A 23911-nucleotide genomic window follows, 5' to 3' on the forward strand; every position below is an offset into this window, starting at 1 on the left:
CTTTAGCTTGTGGCTTGAAGCTTTCAGAGGCTGAAACGCCCGACCATACCTCGCAGCTGCTGGCCCAGCTGCTCCAGCTCGCCGCTTGAAGCTGCCGTTTGTTCACTGGCCGCACTGGTCTGGTCCGAGGCATCGCGCACGCTGATCACACTGCGGTTTATCTGTTCGGCCACCACACTCTGTTGCTCGCTGGCCGTGGCAATCTGCTGGTTCATGCCCTGGATGCTCGACACCGTATCGGTGATCTGGCTCAAGGCATCCCCGGCCTTGCGGCTCAGCTCGACACTTTGCTCGGTCAGGCGCTTGCTGTTGTCGAGCAGGCTGGTCACCTCGTCGGTGCCGTTGTGCAAGCTTTCGATCAATTGCTCGATCTCCTCCGTGGACTGCTGTGTACGCTGCGCCAAGCCGCGCACTTCGTCAGCCACCACGGCAAAACCACGGCCGGCCTCACCTGCTCGGGCAGCCTCGATGGCAGCGTTGAGCGCCAACAGGTTGGTTTGCTCGGAGACCGACTTGATCACATCGAGAATGCTGCCAATGCGCTGGCTTTCGCCCGCCAGATGCTGCATAGCTGCCAGGCAGTCGTCCATTTGCCTGGCCAGTTGCTCGATACGGCCAATGGCTTCAGTCACCACCTCATCGCCCTGCTGGGCCTGCTGGTCGGCGTTGGTTGCCGCCAATGAAGCTTGTTCGGCGTTTTGCGCGACTTCCTGGACCGTGGCGCTCATCTGGTTCATGGCAGTGGCGACCTGATCGGTTTCCTCACGTTGCTGGCTGATGCGCAGCTTGGTGTCCTCGCTGCTGGCAGCCAGTTGTGTGGCGGCCTGAGACAAATGGCCAACACCTTGATCGATACCGCCGATCAGCTTGCGCAGGCTCAGGGTCATTTCCTGCATGCTGGCCTGCAGCTGGCCCATTTCGTCACGACGACCCACAGGCTCCACCTGGCTCAGGTCACCCCGGGCGATGCGCGCTGCCACCGCCAGGGTCTGGCGTAGCGGCTGGGTGATCTGCAAGGTGATCAGCCAGCCGGCTGCTACGCCCACCAGCAAGGCCAGTACCGCAACGCTGGTCAACAGCGAGCGGGCGGCCAGTGCTTCGCTGTCGCGCTGCTCGACCTTCCTTTCACCCAACTCCAGGCTCACAGCACGCAGTTCGTTGCCCATCTGCTCCATTTCGCTTTGCAACTGCTCGACACTCAAGGCGGCGCGTCGGTACTGCTCGAGGCTGGCGCGGTATTTCCCCAGTTCCACGCCAGGTTGTTCCATCACTGCTCGCGAAAGGCCCAAGGGGGCAAGTGCCTGGATCAACTGCCCAAGGCTTTTGTCGGCAGCATCCAGCGCCGCCTCGCCAACCTTGGCGAAGTCCTCCAGCGGCGAGAAGGTGTACGCCGGCACCAGGCTCTGCTGGTTGGCGCCGTCCACATGCCGGGTGAGGCTGTCCATCAGGCCTAGCAGGCCGCTTTGTTGGCTGTCGGCGGGCATCTTCAGCAGGGCCTGGGTTTCCAGTTCGTCGATGACGCCGTTGAGCTTCTGTTCTTGCGCCTGCATTGCCTCGCGCAACCCACGTCGGCTTTCGACGGTACGCTGCAAGCTGGCAAAGTTGTCGTTCAGCCGCTGCAGCAGTTGCAGCTTCTGGGTGAGTATCTGGCGTGACTCGTCGACACCACTGCGTTGTTGCAGTGTCGTCAGCATGCCGTCGAGCTGTTGCAGGATGCTGCTTATCTGCGCCTTGCTGGCATCATCGGCCAGCACCCTATAGGTAATGCGCTCGGCACGCAGATCCTTGACCAGATCATTGATCCGGCCAATTTCGCTGAGCTGTTCCGAGCGGGTAATGGCGCCGTCCAGAGCGCGCCAGCCACTGACCGCGGTGGCCAAGGTTAGCAGCAGCACTACGGCGAAACCCAAGGCGAGCTTGGCGCCGACACTGATGTTGCCAATCCTGCGGTTGAGGTAGCTGAACATGGCAAGTCTCCATCCAGTTGAGTGGGTAAGCCACGCTGGCGCTTTGCCGGCATGGCACTCCTGCCCATCGGCGGATGGCTTGTAGGACTTGACCTGAAAATAAGGTAGGAAACTTCAGTAGCGCATGTAGGAATTAGTACCAGCCCTGTCGGCAGCTCGTTTGCGACAGGGCTGGCGTGGGCTTAAAGCCTGAAACGGCCAACCAGGTTCTGCAGGTGTGTGCCCAGCCGCGCAAGCTCGACACTGGAGCTGGCCGTCTCCTCACTCGCCGCCGAAGTCTGGTCGGAGATATCCCGCACATTGATCACGCTGCGGTTGATCTCCTCGGCGGTCGCACTCTGCTGTTCGGCGGCCGTGGCGATCTGCTGGTTCATCGCCTGGATCGACGACACGGTTCGGGTGATGGTCTCCAGCGAAGTGCCGGCGCGGCGGGTCAGCTCGACGCTGCTGTCGGTGAGCTGGCGGCTGGCGTCCATCACGCTGGCCACTCGCTGCGTTCCGCTTTGCAAACCGGCAATCAGCTCTTCGATCTCTTCGGTGGACTGCTGGGTACGCTGCGCCAGGCTGCGCACTTCGTCGGCGACCACGGCAAAGCCACGGCCGGCCTCACCGGCCCGCGCCGCTTCGATGGCCGCATTGAGGGCCAGCAGGTTGGTTTGCTGGGCCACCGACTTGATCACATCCAGCACGCTGCCGATCTTGTCGCTTTCGGCCTTGAGCTGGTTCATCGCCTCGCTGGAGTTGACCACTTCACCGGCCAGGCGCTCGATTTGCGCCACCGCTTCGCTGACAACCCGATCACCTTCACGCGCCTGCTGATCCGCCATGAGGGCCGCCTCCGAGGCTTGCTCAGCATTGCGTGCCACTTCATGCACGGTGGCCGCCATTTCGTTCATGGCAGTGGCCACCTGGTCGGTTTCGACCTTTTGGTTGTTGACCCCGGCGCTGGTCTGCTCGGTTACCGCCGAAAGCTCTTCGGCGGCGCTGGCTATCTGCGTGACACCGTCACCGATACCACCGATCAGTTCGCGCAGGCCTTGGGTCATGCGCTGCATGCTGGCCTGCAACTGCCCCAGCTCGTCGCGGCGGGTTGCCAGAAGGTCCTGGCGCAGGTCGCCGTTGGCCACGCGCTCGGCGGCGGCCAGTGTCTGGCGCAGCGGGACGATGATCTGCCGAGTGATGGCCCAGGCCGCGAGCAGGCCCAGTACCAACGCCAGTGCCGTGGCAGAGGCAAGCAAGGTTTTTGCCTTGCGCGAGCCTGCATCGCGGACTTCGGTCTGTGAAACCGTCATCTTCTGGCTGTTATCCATCAGCACGGTGCCTTGATCAGTCATCACCTGCAGGGCCTGATCACTGGCCGATTGCGCGCTACCGAACTGGTTGACCGCATCGCGGTAAGCGGCGAGGGCCGACATCGAGTCATCGAGGCTGGCGGCATATTCGGCGGGCAGCTTGGCCGGTAGCGCCTTGAGGTTGGTCATGGCCTGGTCGATGGCGTTGAGCGCAGTCTGCTGGTAGTTCGCTTCGCCACTGTAGGTGTAGCCGCGCACCTGGAAGCGTGCTTGCTGTAGCAGGGCACTGACCTCTACCGTGCTCTGGTAGGGCGTGATATCGCCGGCTTGCAGCAGGCGCTCTTGCACCCTGCTGATAAGCTCGGCTGCCTTGTCGGCACTGTCACCCAGTGCGCTTCGGCTGGCTTCGCGTCGTTGCCCGGCCTGCTTGAGGTCGGCGAAAGCTTGCTGATATTTGCGCACCGCCTCCTGCTGTTGCTGCAGGCGCTGATGATCGACGGGTTGCTCGATCTGGCCGAGCATGAGGCTGATCTGGCGGTCGAGGCCAGCGAGGGCTTTTTCCAGTTCGCCGATCGCCGCTTCGTTGCGATCGCGCTGGTAATGCTGACGCGCGATGCGCAGTTCCTGGGTGCCCTGGCTGATGACCGAGATATTGCCCAGCTTGTCACCACGGTCGATGATGCTGTTCATGCCTTGCCAGCCAGTGAAGGTGATGGCCAGAGTCAGTAACAGTACCAGGCCAAAGCCCAGCCCCAGTTTGCGATTGACGCTCACATTTCCCAGCGTTTCGGTAACCCATCGGAACATGTTCGACTCCCCGGTAAACTTGGCAGCACGGATTATTGTTGTGTTGCCTAGGCATCGGCCTGCGCCGGGGAAACTTGATGGGAAAATCCTGACCCGTTTGTCAGAAAATCCTTGAAAGCAAGGCTGTTACGGCGGTTTCCACACGCAGGATGCGGTCACCCAACTGCACTGGCGCGAGCCCTGCTTTGCCCAGCAACTCGACTTCGTAGGGGATCCAGCCGCCCTCGGGGCCAATGGCCAGTGTCACCGGGCCTTCGACGGCGCGCGGGCACGCGGGGTAGGGGCCGGGGTGGCCAACCAGGCCCAGGGTGCCGTCGGCGATGGCGGGCAGGCGGTCTTCGACGAACGGTTTGAAGCGTTTTTCGATGACCACCTCGGGCAGCACCGTGTCGCGGGCCTGTTCCAGGCCCAGTATCAGGTTGTCGCGGATGCTCTCGGGGTTGAGGAACGGCGTCTGCCAGAAGCTTTTTTCGACCTTGTAGCTGTTGACCAGGATCAACCGCTGTACGCCCAGTGTGGCGACGGTCTGGAACAGCCTGCGCAGCATTTTTGGCCGCGGCACGGCCAGCACCAGGGTCAGCGGCAGCTTGGCCGGCGGCGGCTGGTCGAAGCCGACTTCAAGCTCGGCTTCGTGCTGTGCCAGACGTACCACGGTGGCGGTGCCCATCAGGCCATTGATGCGGCCCACGCGCAGGCTGTCGCCCACCACCACGCGGTGAATCTCCTGCATATGGGTGAAGCGCCGATCGGCAAGGACGACGCGGTCGGCCGACACGAAGTCGGCCTCTTCAAGAAGCAACAGGTTCACGGCTGGGTCGCTGGTGGCTGGTCGTTGGGGTCGTTTGCCGTGTCATCTTCGGCGTGGCTGCGCTTGCGGATCAGGCTGCCACACAGCACGCCGATCTCGAACAGCAGCCACATGGGCACGGCGAGCAAGGTCTGCGAGAAGATGTCGGGCGGGGTCAGGATCATGCCGACCACGAAGCAGCCGATGATCACGTAGGGGCGGATTTTCTTCAGGTATTGCACGTCGACCACGCCGATCCACACCAGCAGCACCACCGCTACCGGGATCTCGAAGGCAACACCGAAGGCGAAGAACAACGTCATGACGAAGTCCAGATAACTGGAAATGTCGGTCATCATCGACACGCCTTCCGGCGTGGCGCTGGCGAAGAAGCCGAAGATCAGCGGGAACACCAGGAAGTAGGCGAAGGCCATGCCGGCATAGAACAGGAAGATGCTCGACACCAGCAGCGGAATGGCGATGCGCTTTTCGTGGCGATACAGGCCAGGCGCGATAAAACCCCAGATCTGCTGCAGGATGAACGGGATCGCCAGGAACAGCGAAACGATCATGGTCAGCTTGAACGGCGTCAGGAACGGCGAGGCCACGTCGGTGGCGATCATCGTGGCGTTGGCCGGCAGGTGTTCGCGCAGTGGCGCCGAGACCAGGGTGTAGATCTGCTGGGCGAAGGAGAACAGCCCGGCAAAAATCAGGAAGATGGCAGCCACGCAGCGCAGCAGGCGGGTGCGCAGTTCGGTCAGGTGCGAGACCAGCGGCATGGGCTGGTCGTCTTGCGGTTTTTCGCTCATGGGGCTCGCGGCGGTTGAGGCTGTTCGGGCTGCTCAGGCGCAGGCGCCGGCGCTACCGGTGCCGATGTTGGCGTGGCGGCGGGCTGCTCGGTGGCCACAGCGGCGGGTGGCTGGGCAGGCGGCGTCAGCGGGTTGAGGATGCGCTTGGCTTCCTGTTCCATTTGCAGGATGTGCTCGTTGTGCAACTGTCGGCGGATGTCATCGGCACCGATTTCGCGCTCGACTTCCATCTTGATCGAATTGAAGCTGCGCTTGAGCCGGCCGATCCACAGCCCTGCAGTGCGCGCGGCGCCGGGCAGGCGCTCGGGGCCGAGCACCAGCAGCGCGACGAGGCCGACGAGCAGTAACTCGCTGAAACTCATGCCGAACATGGTTCAGTCTTTCCGCTGCGGCTCTTGGACCGGTTGCGCCTGGCCCTCGATGGTGTGGCCCTGTGGCTGTTGTGCGGTGTTCTGCACCGGCGGTACCGGCTGGGCAGGCGGTGGGGTCTGCTCGGCGGGTTTGCTTTCTTCTTCGTTCATGGCTTTGCGGAAGCCCTTGATCGATTCGCCAAGGTCACTGCCGAAGTTCTTCAGCTTCTTGGTGCCGAACACCAGGACGACGACGACCAGCAGGACGATCCAGTGTTTCCAGTCAAAAATACCCATGGTGCTCTCCTAGAATGCTATTTGGTCAGGCCGAGGGCTCGCGAGCGGCCTTTTCATCGTGCCCGGACAGGCCGAAGCGGCGTTCCAGTTCATCGAGCACGGCTTGTGGGTGCTGGCCCAGTGCACTGAGCATGACCAGGCTATGAAACCACAGGTCGGCGGTTTCATAGATGACATCACTGCAATCCTTGCTGACCTCTGCGTCCTTGGCAGCGATGATGGTCTCGACGGACTCTTCGCCGAGCTTTTCGAGGATCTTGTTCAGGCCCTTGTGGTACAGGCTGGCCACGTAGGAGCTGTCGGGGGCCGCGTGCTTGCGTTCTTCGAGCACTTCGGCCAGGCGGTTGAGGGTGTCGCTCATGTCAGTGTCCTGCGTTGTAGATGGCATGCGGGTCTTTCAACACCGGATCGACGGTTTTCCACTGGCCGTCTTCGAAGACGCGGTAGAAGCAGCTTTCACGGCCGGTATGGCAGGCGATATGGCCCAGTTGCTCGACCATCAGGATGATCACGTCGGCATCACAGTCCAGGCGCATTTCGTGCAGCTTCTGCACATGCCCCGATTCCTCGCCCTTGCGCCACAGCTTGCCACGCGAGCGCGACCAGTAGATGGCGCGTTGCTCGGCGGCAGTGAGGGCCAGCGATTCGCGGTTCATCCAGGCCATCATCAGCACGCGTCCGGTCTTGTGGTCCTGGGCGATCGCCGGTACCAGGCCGTCGCTGCTCCACTTGATCTCGTCCAGCCACTCTTTCATCGTCGACTCCAAAACCGGGCCCGCTCCTGTACCGGGCCCTTTGCGCTAGTGTGCCAGCCAGCAGCGCGGCTGGCTATTGGCGCACGATCAGGTAAAGGCCTGCGGCCAGCATCAGCCAAGCCGGCCAGGCGGCCGGGGCGGCGAGGCTGGCGGCCTCGGCGGCGCCGGCGGCCAGCACCGCACCGCCACCCAGCAGGCCGGCACCGAGCAGGCGCAGTGCCCAGCGGTCGCCCTGGCGGCGCCGCTCCGGCAGTTGCGGGTCGTGCAGGTGCGGCTGGGAAAGACGTTCGAGCAGGTCGCGGGTCATGCCGGCCAGGTGCGGCAGCTGTTCGGCCTGGCTGTACAGGTTGCCGAACATGGCCTTGGGGCTGTAGCGCTCGCGCATCCAGCGTTCCAGGAACGGTTTGGCGGTACTCCACAGGTCAAGGTCGGGGTACAGCTGGCGGCCCAGGCCCTCGATGTTGAGCAGGGTCTTCTGCAGCAGCACCAACTGCGGCTGGACTTCCATGTTGAAGCGCCGGGCAGTCTGGAACAGGCGCATCAGCACTTGGCCGAAGGAAATGTCCTTGAGCGGTTTTTCGAAGATCGGCTCGCACACGGTACGGATGGCCGCTTCGAATTCATTGACCTTGGTGTGCGCCGGTACCCACCCCGAGTCGATGTGCAGCTCGGCGACACGGCGGTAGTCGCGCTTGAAGAAGGCGATCAGGTTGCGTGCCAGGTAGTCCTGGTCTTCGGCGGTGAGGCTGCCGACGATGCCGCAGTCGATGGCGATGTATTGCGGGCTCCACGGCTTGACCGTGCTGACGAAGATATTGCCGGGGTGCATGTCGGCATGGAAGAAACTGTGGCGGAACACCTGGGTGAAAAACACCTCCACACCGCGCTCGGCCAGCAGTTTCATGTCGGTGCGCTGGTCGGCCAGGGTGGCCATGTCGGTCACCGGCACGCCGTAGATGCGCTCCATCACCAGCACCTTGGGGCGGCACAGGTCCCAGTAGACCTGGGGCACGTACATCAGCTCCGAGCCTTCGAAGTTGCGCCGCAGCTGGCTGGCGTTGGCCGCCTCGCGGAGCAGGTCGAGTTCGTCGTAGATGGTTTTTTCGTAGTCGCCGACGATTTCCACCGGGTGCAGGCGGCGGGCATCGGCCGAAGCCCGCTCGGCGCCTTTTGCGATCAGGAACAGCCAGGCAAGGTCCTGGGCGATCACTGGTTTGAGGCCCGGGCGTACTACCTTGACCACCACTTCCTCGCCGGTCTTCAGGCGCGCGGCATGCACCTGGGCCACCGAGGCCGAGGCCAGCGGCTCGACGTCGAAGCGGCTGAACACCTCACCCACCTTGGCGCCAAGCTGGCTTTCGATCAGCGCCACGGCCTGTTTCGGGTCGAACGGCGGTACGCGGTCCTGCAGCAGCATCAGCTCGTCGGCGATGTCGGTGGGCAGCAGGTCGCGGCGGGTGGACAGCAACTGGCCGAATTTGATGAAGATCGGCCCCAGGTCCTGAAGCGCCAGGCGCAGGCGGGCTCCCCGGCTGAGTTCGGAGGGTGTGCGAGGCAACCAGCGCCATGGCATCAGCAGGCGCAGGCTGCGCAGCCACCACGGCAGCGGCAGGTCGAAGAGCAGGTCATCGAGGCGGTAGCGGATCACCACGCGCTGGATGCGAAAGAGACGACGGACGGCGAGCAGCTTCATGCGTTATCGCTGGTATCAAGGGATCGGGAGAGGCGCTGCAGGCGCGCCTCGAGGCGTTCTAGATCGACCTTCAGGGTATCGAGCTCGCTGAAGGCGGCTTCGGCTTCGCGCTTGCCTACCAGGGTGCGCGACTCTTCGGCCAGGTACTCGGACAGGTTCTGGCTGAAGCGTGCCAGGCCTTGGCGGGTCCAGCGTGCACGCAGGCGCACGTGGCCGGCGAGCAGCGAGGTGGCGACCGGGCCGAGCCAGCGTTGCAGTTCGTGTTCCCAGTCCAGCTCCAGGTCTTGCAGCACACCGAACAGGTCGAGCAGCACGGCACTGTCGCCATGCAGCTCGACCTGAGGGCTATGCAGCACGGCCGTCTTGTCCTTGGCCACGGCCAGTTGCAGCAGGCTACCGGCTGGCGCGCGCAGGCTGCAGTCGACCTCGCCTTGCCAGTGGGCGGCAAGCATCAGGCCCTCTTCATCGGGCAGGATGAACACTTGCAGGGCCGGCTGGCGACAATCGATTTCGATGACCTTGCCTTCCAGCGCGCCCAGCCGCGGCAATGCCGTGCTGTCCATGCGCAGGACGCGGTTCAGGCCATGTTCGACGCTGGCGAGCAGCCCTGCCAGCAACATCAGGGCTTGATTCCCCGGTGCACGGCGACGATGCCGCTGGTCATGTTGTGGTAGGTGACCCGGTCGAAACCGGCATCGACCATCATGGCCTTGAGGGTTTCCTGGTCGGGGTGCATGCGGATCGATTCGGCGAGGTAGCGGTAGCTCTCGGAGTCATTGGTGATCAGCTTGCCGGCCAGGGGCATGAAGGCGAACGAGTAGGCGTCGTAGGCCTTGGACATCAGCTTGTTGGTCGGCTTGGAGAACTCCAGGATCAACAGGCGCCCGCCCGGCTTGAGCACGCGCAGCATCGAGCGGATGGCTTCGTCCTTGTGGGTGACGTTGCGCAGGCCGAAGGCGATGGTCACGCAGTCGAAGTGGTTGTCCGGGAATGGCAGTTTCTCGGCATCGGCCTGGACGAATTCGATGTTGCCGGCAACGCCACGGTCGAGCAGGCGGTCGCGGCCCACCTTGAGCATCGAGTCGTTGATGTCGGCGAGCACCACTTGGCCGGTAGGGCCGACCAGGCGCGAGAACTTGGCTGCCAGATCACCCGTGCCGCCGGCGATGTCCAGCACCCGATTGCCGCTACGCACACCTGACAGCTCGATGGTGAAGCGCTTCCACAGGCGGTGCATGCCGCCGGAAAGCACGTCGTTCATCAGGTCGTACTTGGCAGCCACCGAGTGGAACACTTCGGCGACTTTCTTCGCCTTCTGGCTCTCGGGCACATCCTGGTAACCGAAATGGGTGGTGGGTTCGGCGTGTTCGCCTTTGCGCTGGTCGTTCATATCGCTTCACCGGAAAAAATTATCGCCATTCTAGGGCGAACGGGCGCATTTGTCTTGGCGGGGTGTACCGTGCGGCAGGGGCGGGCATAATGCCGATTATGTCTTCATATCCAGGAACACCCGCATGACCCAGATCAGCGTCGAACGCAAACACTCCCTCGGTCGCGAGGCCGCCCGTGCCAAGGCCCAAGCGCTGGTGGACAAACTGAGCCAGGAATACGACCTCAAGGCCACCTGGAACGGTGACCGTGTGGACGTCGCCCGCAGCGGCGCCAACGGCAGCGTACATATTGGCGAGGACAGCATCCGTGTCGAATTGAAGTTGGGCATGATGCTGTCGATGATGAGCGGCACCATCAAGAGTGAGATCGAGCGGGCGCTGGACAAGGCTCTGGTCTGAAAGCTGCAGCTGCTCTTAGGGTGAAGATTCTAATTTCACTCATTACCTTATGCTCAAGCCCAGCCTCCATGGGCGGTTTCTCCCTCCACTCATGAGCATGAGGTATAGAGCATGGCCAAAGTGAATGTGAAGAAAAAGGATGACGCCCAAAGCACGCTGGGCGAGGTGCGCGGCTACGCGCGCAAGATCTGGCTGGCAGGCATCGGCGCTTACGCCCGTGTTGGCCAGGAGGGTTCGGACTACTTTCAGGAGCTGGTAAAAGCCGGTGAAGGGGTCGAGAAACGTGGCAAGAAGCGCATCGACAAAGAACTCGATGCCGCCAACACCCAGATCGACGAAGCGAGCGAAGAAGTCAGCCGCGTACGTGGCAAGGTCGAAGTTCAACTCGACAAGATCGAGAAGGCTTTCGACGCGCGGGTCGGTCGCGCCTTGAATCGCCTCGGCATTCCGTCTAAACATGACGTTGAGGCGTTGTCCATCAAGCTTGAACAGCTGCATGAGCTGCTTGAGCGCGTCGCGCACAAACCATAAGGAGAGCAGGATGGCTGGCAAGAAGAATTCCGACAAAGACGGCAGCTCCTGGGTCGGCGGGGTCGAGAAGTACTCCCGCAAGATCTGGCTGGCAGGGCTGGGTATCTATTCGAAGATCGACCAGGACGGCCCGAAGCTGTTCGACTCGCTGGTGAAAGATGGCGAGAAGGCCGAGAAGCAGGCGAAGAAAACCGCCGAGGATGTCGCCGATAACGCCAAGGCCTCGACCACTTCGCGTGTGTCCGGCGTGAAAGATCGCGCACTGGGCAAGTGGAGCGAGCTCGAAGAAGCCTTCGACAAACGCCTGAACAGCGCCATTTCGCGCCTCGGTGTGCCAAGCCGGAACGAGATCAAGGCCCTGCACCAGCAGGTCGATAGCCTGACCAAGCAGATCGAGAAGCTGACCGGCGCCTCGGTCACACCGGTCTCCTCGCGCGCTGCTGCAGCCAAACCGGCAGCCAGCAAGACTGCGGCCAAACCGCTGGCCAAGGCAGCAGCGAAGCCTGCGGCGAAAACCGCGGCGGCAAAACCTGCGGCCAAGACTGCTGCGGCCAAGCCAGCAGCGAAACCTGCAGCCAAGCCGGTTGCCGCCAAGCCTGCAGCCAAACCCGCTGCGGCGAAGAAGCCCGCCGTGAAAAAAGCGCCGGCCAAACCCGCCGCCGCCAAACCGGCAGCCCCAGCGGCCAGCGCCACACCGGCCGCTACCGCAGCGCCGTCGCCAAGCGCGGCACCGGCCAGCAGCGCGCCGTCGGCACCGGTGAGCGCTGAAGCCTGACACCGGGTTGCCCTCATCGCCGGCAAGCCGGCCCACAGGTACCCCGCTGGTTTCAATGCCAGCAGGGTAGGTGTGGGAGCCGGCTTGCCGGCGATGGGGCCAGCTCCAGCACCTTGTAAGCTATCTACCCCTCCAGATACCGCACCGCCAAATGCTCCGCCGCCTCCCGCGCAGGCGCCTGCAGATGCGGCGCCACCAGCATCATCACCTGGTACACCACGATCCCTACATCCCCCTCGCGCCCCAGTACCCGCTGGTAATCCAGCGAAAACATGAGCGTCAGGGTGATCTGCTCCACCAGTTGCCCCAGTGCCTGCGTCTCACTGACCACCTGGCCCTGGCCCTTGAGGCTGGCCAGCAATGCCGCCAGTGTGCGCTTGAGCGCATTGATCAGGCTGCGCATGCCCCGCGCCAGCTTGGGCAGGCGACCGGTCAGGTTCGACAGGTCCTGGAACAGGAAGCGGTACTGGGCCATGCGTTCGACAATCAGGTGCAGAAACAGCCAGTAGTCCTCGGCATCCAGGCGCACTTCCAGCGGCGGGTCCAGCAGCGGCACAAGCGCTTCTTCGAAGCGCTCGAACAGGCCGATTATCAAAGGCTCTTTGCCGTGGAAGTGGTAATACAGGTTGCCAGGGCTGATCCCTAGCTCGTTGGCAATCTCAAGGGTCGAAACGTTGGGCTCGCCCTGCTGGTTGAACAGCTGCAGGGCGCATTCGAGAATACGGTCGCGGGTCTTCATCCAGTCGTTGTGCTCATCGGGTCAGGACATAGGTGCCTGGCGCGGGGCCCAGCGGTGGGTAGGTTGCGTTGCCCAGCTCCACCCGCGGCGCCTTGAGCGGGCCGGAACGTGGGGTTATCCATTCCAGCCACAGGGGCCACCAGCTGCCGTCGTTGCGCTTGGCATCGTGGAACCAGGCCCGCGGGTCGCTCGATAGCCTGGGGTTGTCCAGGTAGTAGGCCTTGGGGTTTCCGGGCGGGTTGATGATGCTCTGGATGTGCCCGCTGTTGGCCAGCACGAACCGTCGCTCGCCGCCCAACAGCAGGGCCGAACGGTACACGGCATCCCATGGGGTGATGTGGTCATTGCTGCCGGCCACGGTAAAGCTGTCGAGGTTGACCTGCTTGAGGTCGATGGGCGTGCCGCAGACTTCCAGCCCGGCGGGGTGGGTGAGCGGGTTGAGCTTGAAGAAGTCCAGCAGTTCGCCATGCAGGGCAGCGGGCAGTCGCGTGCTGTCGGCGTTCCAGTAGAGAATGTCGAAAGCAGGGGGCGTTTTGCCCAGCAGGTAATTGTTGACCCAGTAGTTCCAGATCAGGTCGTTGGGCCGCATCCAGGCGAAGATCCGCGCCACTTCGCTGCCATCCAGTACCCCGCGCTGGTAAGAGCGGCGCTTGGCCGCTTCGATGGTCTGCTCGTCGGCGAACAGGCTGGCGGGGCTGTCAAACTTGCTGTCGAGCAAGCTGACCAGGTAGGTGGCGCTGCGCACCCGGCGCAGTTGGTGCTTGGCTTGCAGGTGGCCCTGCAGCGCGGCCATGGTCAGGCCGCCGGCGCAGGCCCCCATCAGGTTGGGGTCGCGGTTGCCGCTGATGCTGCGGCAGGCGTTGAGCGCCTCTTCAAGTGCCTCAACGTAGCTGGACAGGCCCCATTCGCGGTGGCGCGGGTCGGGGTTGCGCCAGCTGACCATGAACACCTGCAAACCGTTCTTGAGCATGTACTGGACGAAGCTGTTAGTCGCCTGCATGTCGAAGATATAGAACTTGTTGATCTGGGGCGGCACCACCAGCAAGGGCCGAGCGTGCTGTTTTTCACTCATCGGCTTGTACTGGATCAGCTCCAGCATCTCGTTGCGAAACACCACAGCGCCCGGGGTGGCGGCCAGGTTGCCGCCCACCTCGAAGGCGCGCTCGTCCACCTGGCGCGGCAGGCCGTCGTTGTGGCGCAGGTCATCGAGCAGGTGGGCCACGCCGCGCACCAGGCTCTGCCCGCCGGTATTGAGCAGTTCCTTGACCGCCAACGGATTGAGCAACGAGTTGCTCGGTGCCAGGGCGTCGTTGATCTGGTTGAACAGGAAATGCGCGCGGGCCCGGTCATCGTCGTCCAGGTGGCTTTCATCGATCCACAGGCGGGTCTGCTTCTGCCAGGCCAGATAGGCCTGCAGGCCACGGCGGTAAAACGGGTTCTGGCTCCATGTAGGATCGCTGAAGCGCGCGTCCCGCGGGCTTGGCGAATAGGGTGTGTCGCCGAGCATCACGCGCCCCAGCTGGCCGCTCAGGGCGAGCAGGTGGCGTGCGGTATGCAACGGGTTGAGCAAGCCATGGCGGCCAACATTGCGCAGCGTGGAAATCAGGTCGCGGCCGCGCAGGCCGACGATCGCGTTCTGTGCGTTCATGCTCATGGCGGGGAGCGTTGTCGTTCCTTTGGCCGGTTTGTCTTTCATGGCAGCACTCCTTCGTCAGGCCACGGTCGGGACAGAACAACAGCAAACAGCACCCTAGCCGCCGGAGGCCGGGCGGGGGTGCATGACCGCGCGCTGACGTTCTTGCTCGAGGAACTTCATGATGATCGGGGCGACGGCCTCAGCCCGGGTGATCAGGAACAAATGACCGTCGTCGATAATATGTAGCTGGGCATTGGGAATTCGCCAGGCCAGCAAGCGCATGTTGATCAGTGGGATCAGCGGATCGTCGTCGCCGGCCAGCACCAGGGTGGGCTGCTGGATCTTGTGCAGCCAGTGGATGCTGGTCCAGCCCAGCCCGGCGAACAACTGCCAGTAGTAGCCCAGCTTACCGCCGGAGCGCACCTTGGAGGCATGGTGCATGGCAAGGTCAGGGTTGCGGCGAAAGGCGCCGCCATAGATCAGCGGAGCGATGCGGATCACATGTGAGGGCTGGATGTAACGCCGAGGGCTGGCCATGTTCCACAGTACTTTCGGCTTGCCCGGCACCATCACTGCACCGGCGGCGGTAGCGGCCAGCACCAATTTCTTGCAGCGTTCCGGATAGTCATGGGCGAACTGCTGGGCCAGGGCGCCGCCCCAGGACACCCCGATCACGTTGACCTGGCCGTAGTCCAGGTAGTCGAGCATGCGTGCGGTCAGCTTGGCCAGGCCGGGGAAGCGATAGGGGTGGCGGGGGGTGGAGGAGCCACCCACGCCTGGCACGTCGAAGGCAATGACTTCGAGGTCCGGGTCCAGCGCTTCGATGAACGGGAACACCAGCTCCAGGTTGGCGCCGATGCCATTGAAGATCAGCAGCGGCGTCAGGTGCGGCTTGCCTGGGCGCACGGCAGTGCGGATGGACTGGTCGTCCAGCTCGACGGTCCGGAATATGTAGTGTGACGACATGCGCATGACTCTGTGGTGAATGAAGCGCCGTGGCCTGCCGGTGGGCAGCCACGGCGTTACAACTCAACGTTCGTGAACGTAAGTTCCCGGTGCGGCTTCACCTGCGGCATAGGCACGGTTGCCCAGGCGGGCCGGCGCCTTTTTCAGGTCGCCGGCGCGCTCGCTCAGCCATGCCTGCCAATACAGCCACCAGGAGTCGGCATGCTTGTCTGCGTTCTCTTGCCAGGCCAATGCGTCGCCGGGGCGGTCCGCGCCAGTCAGGAAACGCGCCTTGGGGTTGCCCGGCGGGTTGAGGATGCTCTGGATGTGGCCGCTGTTGGACAGGACAAACTCGATCTTGCCGCCAAACAGGTGCGCCGAGCGGTAGCACGACTGCCACGGGGTAATATGGTCGGCGGTGCCGGCCACACTGAAGATGTCGCACTTGACCTTTTTCAGGTCGATGGCGGTCCCGCACACTTCCAGTGCATCGGCGCGGGTCAACGGGTTGTTCTTGAACATTTCGATCAGGTCGCCGTGGAAGGCCGCCGGCAGGCGCGTGGTGTCGTTGTTCCAGAACAGGATGTCGAATACGGGCGGCTCGTTGCCGAGCAGGTAGTTGTTGACCCAGTAGTTCCAGATCAGGTCGTTGGGGCGCATCCAGGCGAACACTTTGGCCATGTCGCTGCCTTCGAGCACGCCGGCCTGGTAGGAGTGGCGCTTGGCCGACTCCAGAGTCTGCTCGTCGACGAACAATGCCACCTGGGTATCCAGGGTGGTGTCCAGCACGCTGACCAGCAGGGTCAGCGCATTCACCTTCTTCTCGCCCAGCGCGGCGTAGTGGCCAACCAGTGCGGTGCAGGTGATGCCGCCGGAGCAGGCACCGAGCATGTTCAGGTCCTTGCTGCCGGTAATCGCCAGGACCGCGTCGACCGCTTCCTTGAGTGCGTCGATGTAGGTCGACAGGCCCCACTCACGCTGGGCTTTGGTCGGGTTGCGCCAACTGATGATGAAGGTCTGCTGATGCGAGCGCAGGCAGAAGCGCGCCAAGCTTTTCTCAGGGCTCAGGTCGAAGACGTAGAACTTGTTGATCTGTGGCGGCACCACCAGCAAAGGGCGGGCGTGCACCTGCTCGGTGATTGGGCTGTACTGGATCAGCTCCAGCACGTCATTGCGGTACACCACGGCGCCTTCGCTGGTACCGAGGTTCTTGCCCACTTCAAAGGCGTCCATGTTGACCTGGCTGGGCATGCCACCGTTGTTGACCACGTCCTTGGCCAGGTTGGACAGGCCGTCGAGCAGGCTCTTGCCGCCGGTTTCGAAGAAGCGTTTGACCGCCGCCGGGTTGGACAGGGTATTGGTCGGCGCCATGGCTTCGGTCATCAGGTTGATGACGAATTGCCCGCGGCTGATGTCCTGGGGCGACAGGTCGCTGTTGCCGATCCAGTCCTGCAGCTCCTTGCGCCAGGCCAGATAGGTTTGCAGGTAGCGGCGGTACAGCGGGTTCTTGCTCCAGGCCGGGTCCTGGAAGCGACGGTCGTCGCCCTCGGGGGCCAGGCTGGACTTGCCCAGCAGCACGTTTTTCAGCTCCAGGCCGAAATGTGCCACGTGTTTGGCGCTGTGCAGCGGCTGGCGCACGGCCTGGCGCAGCACGGTACGCGCAGAGCTCAGCAGGTCCTTGCGGCGGATGCCGATGACCGGGTTCAGGCCCAGGGTGTTGTCCGAGGCTTGCCGCTGCAACTCATCGTTGTTCTTGTTACTCATCTACGACGCTCCGTTGTCCTGAGACGAGTACCGGTTTGCTGTGGCGCATGCACAGTCGACAGCCCGGTACTGCTACTCGGGTGACCAGTGATAAGGAACAGCGGTGCTGCGGGCCGGATGCAATCGGCGATGAGCTGCGGGGGAATCTGCGTGTGAAGACAGCCTGCTTTCGCTCGCGACCTCTACATACCGGCCATGCCCTGACTGCCTTCAAAGCAATGCAGGGAACTTGCCAGCTCCATTGGTTACCCGACTTTCATGTAATGCGCAAGACAGCCCTTGAATGAGCTGTCTGTAGGGCATTCAAGCAGATGAGATTAGAAAATGCGCTCTAAAGCGTGGAAGGCTTGAGCTAGAGCATCAGTTTGACCACTGTTTCGGCAGGATCGCGGGATTTGCCGGCCTTGTGCAACTCATCGAGGTACTCGGCCCAGAGTTGTTCCTGACGCAGGCACAGTTGCTCCAGGTATTCCCAGGTGAACAGCCCGCTGTCATGGCCGTCGTCGAAGGTCAGTTTCAGTGCATATTGGCCAGCGGGCTCAAGGCCGCTGAGGCCGACATTGATCTTGCCGAATTGCAGGATGGGGTTGCCGTGGCCCTGGACCTCGGCGGAGGGGGAGTGCACGCGCAGGAATTCGGCGGGCAGGTGATAGGCCTCGTCGGGACCGTAGGTGAGGCTGAGTGTCCTGGAGGCTTTGTGCAGGTTGATGGCGGTTGGCATGCGGGCCATGGTCTGAATCTCTTCTGAGCGACAAGCTTCAAGCTTCAAGCTTCAAGCTTCAAGCTTCAAGCTGCAAGAAGTGATATTAGAGCCACCATGGAAAGATCATGTGAGCGCAGTGCTGCAAGCGACGCCAAACAGCTTGTCGCTTGCAGCTTGCAGCTCGCCGCTTAAAGGATGTAGCGCGACAGGTCTTCGTTCTGGGCCAGCTCACCCAGATGGCCGTTCACGTACGCTGCGTCGATCTGGATCGGTGCTTCATCATGTGTACTGGCCAGGTCGCCTGCACTGAACGACACCTCTTCGAGCAGGCGCTCGAGCAGGGTGTGCAGGCGGCGGGCACCGATGTTCTCGGTCTTCTCGTTGACCTGGAAGGCGATCTCGGCCAGGCGCTTGATACCGTCTGCCTTGAACTCGATGTTCAGGCCTTCGGTCTTGAGCAGCTCGCGGTACTGCTCGGTCAGCGAAGCGTGCGGCTCTTGCAGGATGCGCTCGAAGTCTTCCGGGGTCAGCGCCTTGAGCTCCACGCGGATCGGCAGGCGGCCTTGCAGTTCAGGGACCAGGTCGCTCGGCTTGCTCAGGTGGAACGCGCCGGAGGCGATGAACAGGATGTGGTCGGTCTTGACCATGCCCAGCTTGGTGTTGACGGTGCAGCCTTCGATCAGTGGCAGCAGGTCGCGCTGCACGCCTTCACGGGACACATCAGCGCCGCCGACGTTGCCACGCTTGGCCACCTTGTCGATTTCGTCGATGAACACGATACCGTGCTGTTCGACCGCTTCCAGGGCCTTTGCCTTCAAGTCATCATCGTTGACCAGGCGGCTCGCTTCTTCGTCGCGAACCATCTTCAGCGCTTCTTTGACCTTGAGCTTGCGCGCCTTGCGCTTGCCCTTGCCCATGTTGGCGAACAGGCTCTGCAGCTGGTTGGTCATCTCTTCCATGCCGGGCGGCGCGGCGATTTCGACGCCGACGGCGTCGGCCACCTCGATTTCGATTTCCTTGTCGTCCAGTTGGCCTTCACGCAGGCGCTTGCGGAACAGCTGGCGGGTATTGGAGTCGCTGCTGGTCTGCGCGGCTTCCTCGCTGAAGCTGGTGACCCGGGCCTGCGGCAGCAGGGCGTCGAGAATACGGTCTTCGGCGGCATCTTCGGCGCGGTGGCGCACGCGGATGATCTCTTGCTCGCGCAGCATCTTCATCGCGGCGTCGGCCAGGTCGCGGATGATCGACTCGACATCGCGGCCAACGTAGCCCACCTCGGTGAACTTGGTCGCTTCGACCTTGAGGAATGGTGCGTTGGCCAGCTTGGCCAGGCGGCGGGCAATTTCGGTCTTGCCGACGCCGGTGGGGCCGATCATCAGAATGTTTTTAGGTGTCACCTCGGCGCGCAGCTCGGCTGGCAGCTGCATCCGCCGCCAGCGGTTGCGCAGGGCGATGGCCACGGCGCGCTTGGCGTCGTCCTGGCCGATGATGTGGCGGTTGAGTTCGTGGACGATCTCGCGGGGGGTCATGGACATGATGAAAATGGTCCTCGAGCAGAATGAGTCAGCGTGGAAAAGCCCCGTCACCGGGACGGGGCGCCAGAACAGCTGATCACTCGGCCAGGTCCTGCTCCTCGATGGTCAGGTTGTGGTTGGTGAACACGCAGATGTCACCGGCGATGTTCAGTGCGGTTTCGGCGATTTCGCGGGCCGAGAGGTCAGTCTTGTTCAGCAGGGCGCGGGCCGCGGCCTGGGCGTAGGCGCCGCCGGAGCCCATGGCGATCAGGCCGTCTTCTGGCTCGACCACGTCACCGTTGCCGGTGATGATCAGCGATGCGTCCTTGTTGGCCACGGCCAGCATGGCCTCCAGGCGGCTCAGGGAGCGGTCGGTACGCCATTCTTTGGCCAGCTCGACGGCGGCCCGCACCAAATGGCCGGAGTGTTTCTGCAGTTGGGCTTCGAAGCGCTCGAACAGGGTGAACGCGTCGGCGGTGGCGCCGGCGAAACCGGCGATGACCTCACCGTTGTACAGGCGACGTACCTTTTTGGCGTTGCCTTTCATGACGGTGTTGCCGAGAGATACCTGGCCGTCGCCGCCCATGACGACTTTGCCGTGACGGCGGACAGAAACGATGGTGGTCAAGGGGAGAGTCTCCACGCAGCGGGGCAAAATTGCCTGATGCAGACTCATATGGGGGTGGGGGGAAGGATTTCAACCGAGGGGGATGAATGGTTGCTATCAGCCTGTGCGGGGCGCGGTCGCTGTAGGAGCGGCCTTGTGTCGCGAAAGGGCCGCAAAGCGGCCCCAAGATCCCGGCACTATTCGGAAATTCCCGGGGCTGCTTCGCACCCCTTTCGCGACACAAGGCCGCTCCTACAGCGAGCGGTGTGCTTACTCAGCCCTCGTGGCAGACGTGCCCGTCGACCACGGTGTAACGCACCGCGCCGGGCAGGCAGTGGCCGATGAACGGGCAGTTGTCGCCGCGCGAGTACCACTGCTCGCCGGCAACCGTCGAGGCCTTGGCATCGAACAGCACCAGGTCCGCCGAGCCACCGACCTTCAGTTCACCCGCCGGCAGGCGCATGGCGGCCGCCGGGCCGCTGGTCAGGCGGGCGAGCAGGGTCGGCAGGTCGAGCAGGCCGTCTTCCACCAGCGTCATGGCCAATGGCAGCAGCAGTTCGACGCTGCTGATACCGGGCTCGGTGGCACCGAACGGGGCCAGCTTGGCATCGCGCTCGTGCGGCTGGTGATGGCTGGAGATCGCCTGGATCACGCCCGATCTGACCGCTTCGCGCAGGCCATCGCGGTCGGCGGCGCTACGCAGTGGCGGCTGCACGTGGTAGAGGCTTGAGAACTCCCGCAGCGACTCGTCGGTGAGGATCAGCTGGTACAACGCCACATCGGCGGTCACTGGCAGGCCGAGTTGTTGGGCCTGGGCGATCAGCCGCGCGCCACGGGCGCTGGTGATCTGGGTGAAGTGCGCACGTACGCCGGCCTGCTCGACCAGCAGCAGGTTGCGCGCCAGGGCCACGGTCTCTGCGGTTTCCGGAATGCCGGGCAGGCCGAGGAAACTGGCCATCGCGCCTTCATGGGCCAGGCCGCCCTGGGCCAGGTCGCGGTCCTGGGAGTGGAAGACCACGGTCAGGTCGAAGGTGGCAGCGTATTCCAGGGCACGGGCCAGGGTACGGTTGTTGGGGACTTCTTTCAGGCCGTTGCCGAAGGCTACGCAACCGGTGTCACGCAGGGCGACCAGTTCGGCCAGTTGCTCGCCTTCCAGGCCCTTGGTCAGGGCGCCGATGGGGTAGACCTTGCTGTTGCCGGCTTCGCGGGCGCGGTCGAGGATCAGCTCGGCCACTGCCGAGGTATCGAGCACCGGCTTGGTCTGCGGTGGGCAGCACAGGCTGGTGACGCCTCCGGCCACGGCGGCGCGGGTTTCACTGGCAATGGTGCCCTTGCGGCTGTAACCCGGCTCGCGCAGCGATACACCGAGGTCGACCAGGCCGGGTGCGGCGATCAGGCCATCTGCCTGGATTGTACGGCTGGCGCTGAAGCCAGCCGGGGCCGCGCCGATGGCGGCAATGCGGCCACCGTCCAGGTGCAGGTCGGTGACGTGGTCCAGGCCACTCTTGGGGTCGATGACCCGGGCGCCAAGAATGCTGAGGGTCACTGGGCGTTCTCCTGGTCGAGTTGACGTTGCGTGTTCTGCCCGCTCATGGCCATGGACAGCACCGCCATGCGCACGGCGATGCCGTAGGTGACCTGGTTGAGGATCACCGAATGCTTACCGTCGGCCACCGCCGACTCGATCTCCACGCCGCGGTTGATCGGCCCCGGGTGCATGACGATGGCGTCCGGCTTGGCGCCAGCAAGGCGCGCGGTGGTCAGGCCGAACAGGCGGTAGAACTCACCCTCGCTGGGCAGCAGGCCGCCGGCCATGCGTTCACGCTGCAGGCGCAGCATGATCACCACATCGACGTCCTTCAGCCCTTCTGTGAGGTCGGTGTAGACCTTCACGCCGTACTGCTCGATACCAATCGGGATCAAGGTTTTCGGGCCGATCACGCGGATGTCCGGGCAGCCCAGCGCCTTGAGCGCGAGCATGTCGGAGCGGGCCACACGCGAGTGCAGGATATCGCCGACGATCGCCACGGACAGGTTCTCGAAGCTGCCTTTGTGGCGGCGGATGGTCAGCATGTCGAGCATGCCTTGGGTCGGGTGCGCATGGCGGCCGTCACCGCCGTTGATCACCGCGACATCCGGGCATACATGCTCGGCGATGAAGTGCGCGGCACCCGAGTCGGAGTGGCGCACGACGAACATGTCGGCGGCCATGGCTTCGAGGTTGCGCAGGGTGTCGAACAGGGTTTCGCCCTTGCTGGTCGAGGAGGTCGACACATTCAGGCTGATCACGTCGGCCGACAGGCGCTGGGCGGCCAGTTCGAAGGTGGTGCGGGTGCGGGTCGAGTTCTCGAAGAACACGTTGCACACGGTCTTGCCGCGCAGCAACGGGACTTTCTTGACGGCCCGTGCGCCGACTTCGAGGAACGAGTCGGCGGTGTCGAGGATCTCGGTGAGCAGTTCGCGGGGCAAACCGTCGAGCGAGAGAAAGTGGCGCAGCTGGCCCTGATCATTGAGCTGCAGCGGGCGCTTGGCGTCGATTGGCGTCATCGCGAGTGGACTCTTAAAGGGCGGAAGCGGTGGCGAGGTCCTGGCGCTCGAGTGCGAGCGGTGCGGGGCCGGTCAATTTTACCCGTTCATGGGCCGCCAGCGACAGGGTGGCACCCAGCACGTTGGGGCGGATCGGCAGTTCGCCGGCGTCCAGGTCAAGCAGGCAGACCAGGGTCACGCTGGCCGGGCGGCCGTAATCGAACAGTTCGTTGAGCGCGGCGCGAATGGTGCGACCGCTCATCAGCACGTCGTCGATCAGGACCAGGTGCTGGCCTTCGACCTCGAACGGCAGCTCTGACGGACGCACTTGAGGGTGCAGGCCGTTCTGGCTGAAATCGTCGCGGTAGAACGACACGTCCAGGGTGCCCAGCGGGCTGGCATCGGCCAGTTCCTGCTGCAGGGCCTGGGCTACCCAGACGCCGCCGGTGCGGATGCCGATGTAACGCGGCTCGGTGATGCCGCGGCGGGCGAGATGGGCGCGAAGGTCGACAGCCATCTGCCGGATCAGATCGGCGGGATTGGGTAGGCTCATTGCGTGTCTCCTGGAGGGCGCCGGGTTGGGCCGACGGCAAAGCGGAAAATTAGGTATTGGCCTCCAGCCAGCCTTGCAGCAGCAGGGCCGCGGCGATGGCATCGACCGGGTTGTCACGGTAACTGCCGCGCTGGCCGCCGCGGGCCATGCGCTCGCCCTTGGCCTCGAAAGTGGTCAGGCGTTCGTCGTGGGTGTGCACCGGCAGGTTGAAACGGCCGTTGAGGCGGCGGGCGAACTTTTCGGCGCGGGCGCTCATTTCGCTTGGCGTGCCGTCCATGTTCAATGGCAGGCCGACAACGATGGCATCGGGCTTCCACTCATTGATCAGTTTTTCCACCTGGGCCCAGTCCGGCACGCCATTCTGCGCTTTGAGCGTACACAGTTCACGTGCCTGGCCGGTCACTACCTGGCCGACGGCCACACCGATCTGTTTGCTGCCGTAGTCGAAGCCCAGCAGCAGGCGCAGCTCGGCCATCAGGCGTGGCCCGCCTGGCTGGTCAGCAGGCTTAGGTTGATGCCCAGGCTGGCGGCTGCGGCTCCCAGGCGCTGTTCACTGGCCAGGCCAAAAATGATGTCTGGGTCGAACGGGCAGTTCAGCCAGGCGTTGTCGGCGAGCTCCGCCTCCAGTTGCCCGGCTTCCCAGCCGGCATAGCCCAGGGTGATCAGGCTCTTCTGTGGCCCTACGCCCTCGGCGATGGCGAACAGCACATCCTGCGAGGTGGACAGCGACAGGCCTTGCAGCTCGACAGTGGCCTGGTAGCTGCATTCGCTGCTGTGCAGTACGAAGCCGCGGTCGGTCTGCACCGGGCCGCCCTGGTAGATCGGCACCTGCAGGGTGCTGGCCGGCGGTTCCTCGTCCGGGCGCAACTGCTCGAGAATGTCCGCCAGGTTCAGCTCCTGAGGTCGATTGACCACCAGGCCCATGGCCCCATTGGCGTTGTGCTCGACGATGTACGTGAGGGTCTGGGCAAAGTTCGGATCGGCCATGTGCGGCATGGCGATCAGGAACTGATGCTTGAGGTAGCTCGGGGCGAGGTTTTTCATGGGGGATAGTGTGGCGCCAGGTGGCGAGGC

At 63.5% G+C, this 23911-nt stretch carries 26 protein-coding genes and 2 pseudogenes; 3 read left to right on the plus strand and 25 right to left on the minus strand.

What is annotated here, in order from left to right:
- Positions 1-23: 23 nt before the first annotated feature.
- The 13 genes and pseudogenes from ACMGF5_RS11010 to ubiE all read right to left on the minus strand — a co-directional run bounded on the left by ACMGF5_RS11010 (position 24) and on the right by ubiE (position 10147).
- Positions 24-896 (minus strand): methyl-accepting chemotaxis protein, encoded by an 873-nt coding sequence (locus tag ACMGF5_RS11010; RefSeq protein WP_410003548.1) that lies wholly within the window; start codon positions 894-896, stop codon positions 24-26.
- A pseudogene (locus ACMGF5_RS11015) lies at positions 882-1967 on the minus strand (methyl-accepting chemotaxis protein); the annotation flags it as partial. The gene ACMGF5_RS11010 and the pseudogene ACMGF5_RS11015, both read right to left, overlap by 15 nt.
- Before the next feature lie 182 nt (positions 1968-2149).
- Complete coding sequence (locus tag ACMGF5_RS11020; protein ID WP_410003549.1) at positions 2150-3022, minus strand: methyl-accepting chemotaxis protein; 873 nt, start codon at positions 3020-3022, stop codon at positions 2150-2152.
- Positions 3005-4066, minus strand: a pseudogene (locus ACMGF5_RS11025) (methyl-accepting chemotaxis protein); the annotation flags it as partial. The gene ACMGF5_RS11020 and the pseudogene ACMGF5_RS11025, both read right to left, overlap by 18 nt.
- Before the next feature lie 100 nt (positions 4067-4166).
- Positions 4167-4874, minus strand: coding sequence for a 16S rRNA (uracil(1498)-N(3))-methyltransferase (locus ACMGF5_RS11030; RefSeq protein ID WP_115273408.1), 708 nt, complete (start codon positions 4872-4874; stop codon positions 4167-4169).
- Positions 4871-5662 (minus strand): twin-arginine translocase subunit TatC, encoded by a 792-nt coding sequence (tatC, locus tag ACMGF5_RS11035; protein WP_012312389.1) that lies wholly within the window; start codon positions 5660-5662, stop codon positions 4871-4873. The genes ACMGF5_RS11030 and tatC overlap by 4 nt, the downstream gene beginning before the upstream one ends.
- Positions 5659-6033, minus strand: coding sequence for a Sec-independent protein translocase protein TatB (gene tatB / locus ACMGF5_RS11040; protein ID WP_115273409.1), 375 nt, complete (start codon positions 6031-6033; stop codon positions 5659-5661). The genes tatC and tatB overlap by 4 nt, the downstream gene beginning before the upstream one ends.
- A gap of 3 nt (positions 6034-6036) precedes the next feature.
- Positions 6037-6309 carry a twin-arginine translocase TatA/TatE family subunit gene (locus tag ACMGF5_RS11045; RefSeq protein ID WP_012312391.1) on the minus strand — a complete coding sequence of 91 codons (273 nt, stop codon included), beginning with the start codon at positions 6307-6309 and terminating at the stop codon, positions 6037-6039.
- Between the two features lie 25 nt (positions 6310-6334).
- Positions 6335-6670, minus strand: coding sequence for a phosphoribosyl-ATP diphosphatase (locus ACMGF5_RS11050; protein ID WP_046785010.1), 336 nt, complete (start codon positions 6668-6670; stop codon positions 6335-6337).
- Position 6671: 1 nt separating this feature from the next.
- Positions 6672-7064: a phosphoribosyl-AMP cyclohydrolase gene (gene hisI / locus ACMGF5_RS11055; protein ID WP_115273411.1), complete on the minus strand. Its 393-nt coding sequence runs from the start codon at positions 7062-7064 to the stop codon at positions 6672-6674.
- A gap of 73 nt (positions 7065-7137) precedes the next feature.
- Positions 7138-8757, minus strand: a complete 1620-nt coding sequence (gene ubiB / locus ACMGF5_RS11060) for a ubiquinone biosynthesis regulatory protein kinase UbiB (protein WP_115273412.1) — start codon at positions 8755-8757, stop codon at positions 7138-7140.
- Entirely contained in the window at positions 8754-9377 is a 624-nt protein-coding gene (locus ACMGF5_RS11065) for an SCP2 domain-containing protein (RefSeq protein WP_046785013.1), read from the minus strand. The genes ubiB and ACMGF5_RS11065 overlap by 4 nt, the downstream gene beginning before the upstream one ends.
- The gene (gene ubiE / locus ACMGF5_RS11070) at positions 9377-10147 is read right to left on the minus strand and encodes a bifunctional demethylmenaquinone methyltransferase/2-methoxy-6-polyprenyl-1,4-benzoquinol methylase UbiE (protein WP_012312396.1); all 771 of its coding nucleotides are present in this window, start codon (positions 10145-10147) and stop codon (positions 9377-9379) included. Before ubiE ends, ACMGF5_RS11065 begins: the two co-directional genes overlap by 1 nt.
- Positions 10148-10271: 124 nt before the next feature.
- Between ubiE and ACMGF5_RS11075 the strand changes: the two genes are divergently transcribed.
- The 3 genes from ACMGF5_RS11075 (at position 10272) to ACMGF5_RS11085 (ending at position 11853) form a co-directional block, all read left to right on the plus strand.
- Complete coding sequence (locus tag ACMGF5_RS11075) at positions 10272-10547, plus strand: polyhydroxyalkanoic acid system family protein (protein WP_046785014.1); 276 nt, start codon at positions 10272-10274, stop codon at positions 10545-10547.
- A 111-nt stretch (positions 10548-10658) separates the two neighbouring features.
- On the plus strand, positions 10659-11078 hold the full coding sequence (locus ACMGF5_RS11080; RefSeq protein WP_046785015.1) for a phasin family protein: 420 nt from the start codon (positions 10659-10661) through the stop codon (positions 11076-11078).
- A 10-nt stretch (positions 11079-11088) separates the two neighbouring features.
- Complete coding sequence (locus tag ACMGF5_RS11085; RefSeq protein ID WP_115273413.1) at positions 11089-11853, plus strand: phasin family protein; 765 nt, start codon at positions 11089-11091, stop codon at positions 11851-11853.
- Between the two features lie 124 nt (positions 11854-11977).
- Here ACMGF5_RS11085 and ACMGF5_RS11090 read toward each other — a convergent pair whose 3' ends face one another.
- The 12 genes from ACMGF5_RS11090 to ACMGF5_RS11145 form a co-directional block, all read right to left on the minus strand.
- Positions 11978-12592: a TetR/AcrR family transcriptional regulator gene (locus ACMGF5_RS11090; RefSeq protein ID WP_196997369.1), complete on the minus strand. Its 615-nt coding sequence runs from the start codon at positions 12590-12592 to the stop codon at positions 11978-11980.
- Positions 12593-12605: 13 nt separating this feature from the next.
- On the minus strand, positions 12606-14288 hold the full coding sequence (gene phaC / locus ACMGF5_RS11095) for a class II poly(R)-hydroxyalkanoic acid synthase (RefSeq protein WP_115273415.1): 1683 nt from the start codon (positions 14286-14288) through the stop codon (positions 12606-12608).
- A 54-nt stretch (positions 14289-14342) separates the two neighbouring features.
- Positions 14343-15194, minus strand: a complete 852-nt coding sequence (phaZ, locus tag ACMGF5_RS11100) for a poly(3-hydroxyalkanoate) depolymerase (protein WP_046785019.1) — start codon at positions 15192-15194, stop codon at positions 14343-14345.
- 63 nt (positions 15195-15257) lie between these two features.
- Positions 15258-16937: a class II poly(R)-hydroxyalkanoic acid synthase gene (phaC, locus tag ACMGF5_RS11105; protein WP_046785020.1), complete on the minus strand. Its 1680-nt coding sequence runs from the start codon at positions 16935-16937 to the stop codon at positions 15258-15260.
- 352 nt (positions 16938-17289) lie between these two features.
- Complete coding sequence (locus tag ACMGF5_RS11110; protein ID WP_046785021.1) at positions 17290-17667, minus strand: gamma-butyrobetaine hydroxylase-like domain-containing protein; 378 nt, start codon at positions 17665-17667, stop codon at positions 17290-17292.
- A 161-nt stretch (positions 17668-17828) separates the two neighbouring features.
- Positions 17829-19172: an ATP-dependent protease ATPase subunit HslU gene (gene hslU / locus ACMGF5_RS11115; RefSeq protein ID WP_414157781.1), complete on the minus strand. Its 1344-nt coding sequence runs from the start codon at positions 19170-19172 to the stop codon at positions 17829-17831.
- 76 nt (positions 19173-19248) lie between these two features.
- Positions 19249-19779, minus strand: coding sequence for an ATP-dependent protease subunit HslV (gene hslV / locus ACMGF5_RS11120; RefSeq protein ID WP_012312406.1), 531 nt, complete (start codon positions 19777-19779; stop codon positions 19249-19251).
- 253 nt (positions 19780-20032) lie between these two features.
- Positions 20033-21304: a dihydroorotase gene (locus ACMGF5_RS11125; RefSeq protein ID WP_414157782.1), complete on the minus strand. Its 1272-nt coding sequence runs from the start codon at positions 21302-21304 to the stop codon at positions 20033-20035.
- A complete protein-coding gene (locus ACMGF5_RS11130; protein ID WP_012312408.1) occupies positions 21301-22305 on the minus strand; it encodes an aspartate carbamoyltransferase catalytic subunit in 1005 nt (334 codons plus the stop codon). The genes ACMGF5_RS11125 and ACMGF5_RS11130 overlap by 4 nt, the downstream gene beginning before the upstream one ends.
- A 13-nt stretch (positions 22306-22318) precedes the next feature.
- Complete coding sequence (pyrR, locus tag ACMGF5_RS11135) at positions 22319-22837, minus strand: bifunctional pyr operon transcriptional regulator/uracil phosphoribosyltransferase PyrR (protein ID WP_046785024.1); 519 nt, start codon at positions 22835-22837, stop codon at positions 22319-22321.
- Positions 22838-22886: 49 nt separating this feature from the next.
- Entirely contained in the window at positions 22887-23312 is a 426-nt protein-coding gene (gene ruvX, locus ACMGF5_RS11140) for a Holliday junction resolvase RuvX (protein WP_012312410.1), read from the minus strand.
- Complete coding sequence (locus ACMGF5_RS11145) at positions 23312-23881, minus strand: YqgE/AlgH family protein (RefSeq protein WP_039602035.1); 570 nt, start codon at positions 23879-23881, stop codon at positions 23312-23314. The genes ruvX and ACMGF5_RS11145 overlap by 1 nt, the downstream gene beginning before the upstream one ends.
- Between the last annotated feature and the right edge of the window lie 30 nt (positions 23882-23911).

This window comes from Pseudomonas sp. BNK-15, from assembly GCF_047456105.1.
Lineage (GTDB): Bacteria > Pseudomonadota > Gammaproteobacteria > Pseudomonadales > Pseudomonadaceae > Aquipseudomonas > Aquipseudomonas putida_E.

Coding starts and splice junctions, on each gene's coding strand:
- ACMGF5_RS11020 (WP_410003549.1), bottom strand. CDS start 3,022: ATGCAGCGCATGACCCAAGGCCTGCGCGAACTGATCGGTGGTATCGGT.
- pyrR (WP_046785024.1), bottom strand. CDS start 22,837: ATGAGCCTACCCAATCCCGCCGATCTGATCCGGCAGATGGCTGTCGAC.
- phaC (WP_115273415.1), bottom strand. CDS start 14,288: ATGAAAGACAAACCGGCCAAAGGAACGACAACGCTCCCCGCCATGAGC.
- phaC (WP_046785020.1), bottom strand. CDS start 16,937: ATGAGTAACAAGAACAACGATGAGTTGCAGCGGCAAGCCTCGGACAAC.
- tatB (WP_115273409.1), bottom strand. CDS start 6,033: ATGTTCGGCATGAGTTTCAGCGAGTTACTGCTCGTCGGCCTCGTCGCG.
- hisI (WP_115273411.1), bottom strand. CDS start 7,064: ATGAAAGAGTGGCTGGACGAGATCAAGTGGAGCAGCGACGGCCTGGTA.
- ACMGF5_RS11110 (WP_046785021.1), bottom strand. CDS start 17,667: ATGGCCCGCATGCCAACCGCCATCAACCTGCACAAAGCCTCCAGGACA.
- ACMGF5_RS11145 (WP_039602035.1), bottom strand. CDS start 23,881: ATGAAAAACCTCGCCCCGAGCTACCTCAAGCATCAGTTCCTGATCGCC.
- ACMGF5_RS11080 (WP_046785015.1), top strand. CDS start 10,659: ATGGCCAAAGTGAATGTGAAGAAAAAGGATGACGCCCAAAGCACGCTG.
- hslU (WP_414157781.1), bottom strand. CDS start 19,172: ATGTCCATGACCCCCCGCGAGATCGTCCACGAACTCAACCGCCACATC.
- ACMGF5_RS11075 (WP_046785014.1), top strand. CDS start 10,272: ATGACCCAGATCAGCGTCGAACGCAAACACTCCCTCGGTCGCGAGGCC.
- ACMGF5_RS11045 (WP_012312391.1), bottom strand. CDS start 6,309: ATGGGTATTTTTGACTGGAAACACTGGATCGTCCTGCTGGTCGTCGTC.
- ubiB (WP_115273412.1), bottom strand. CDS start 8,757: ATGAAGCTGCTCGCCGTCCGTCGTCTCTTTCGCATCCAGCGCGTGGTG.
- ACMGF5_RS11065 (WP_046785013.1), bottom strand. CDS start 9,377: ATGTTGCTGGCAGGGCTGCTCGCCAGCGTCGAACATGGCCTGAACCGC.
- ACMGF5_RS11085 (WP_115273413.1), top strand. CDS start 11,089: ATGGCTGGCAAGAAGAATTCCGACAAAGACGGCAGCTCCTGGGTCGGC.
- phaZ (WP_046785019.1), bottom strand. CDS start 15,194: ATGTCGTCACACTACATATTCCGGACCGTCGAGCTGGACGACCAGTCC.
- ubiE (WP_012312396.1), bottom strand. CDS start 10,147: ATGAACGACCAGCGCAAAGGCGAACACGCCGAACCCACCACCCATTTC.
- tatC (WP_012312389.1), bottom strand. CDS start 5,662: ATGAGCGAAAAACCGCAAGACGACCAGCCCATGCCGCTGGTCTCGCAC.
- ACMGF5_RS11130 (WP_012312408.1), bottom strand. CDS start 22,305: ATGACGCCAATCGACGCCAAGCGCCCGCTGCAGCTCAATGATCAGGGC.
- ACMGF5_RS11050 (WP_046785010.1), bottom strand. CDS start 6,670: ATGAGCGACACCCTCAACCGCCTGGCCGAAGTGCTCGAAGAACGCAAG.
- ruvX (WP_012312410.1), bottom strand. CDS start 23,312: ATGGCCGAGCTGCGCCTGCTGCTGGGCTTCGACTACGGCAGCAAACAG.
- ACMGF5_RS11010 (WP_410003548.1), bottom strand. CDS start 896: ATGCAGGAAATGACCCTGAGCCTGCGCAAGCTGATCGGCGGTATCGAT.
- ACMGF5_RS11090 (WP_196997369.1), bottom strand. CDS start 12,592: ATGAAGACCCGCGACCGTATTCTCGAATGCGCCCTGCAGCTGTTCAAC.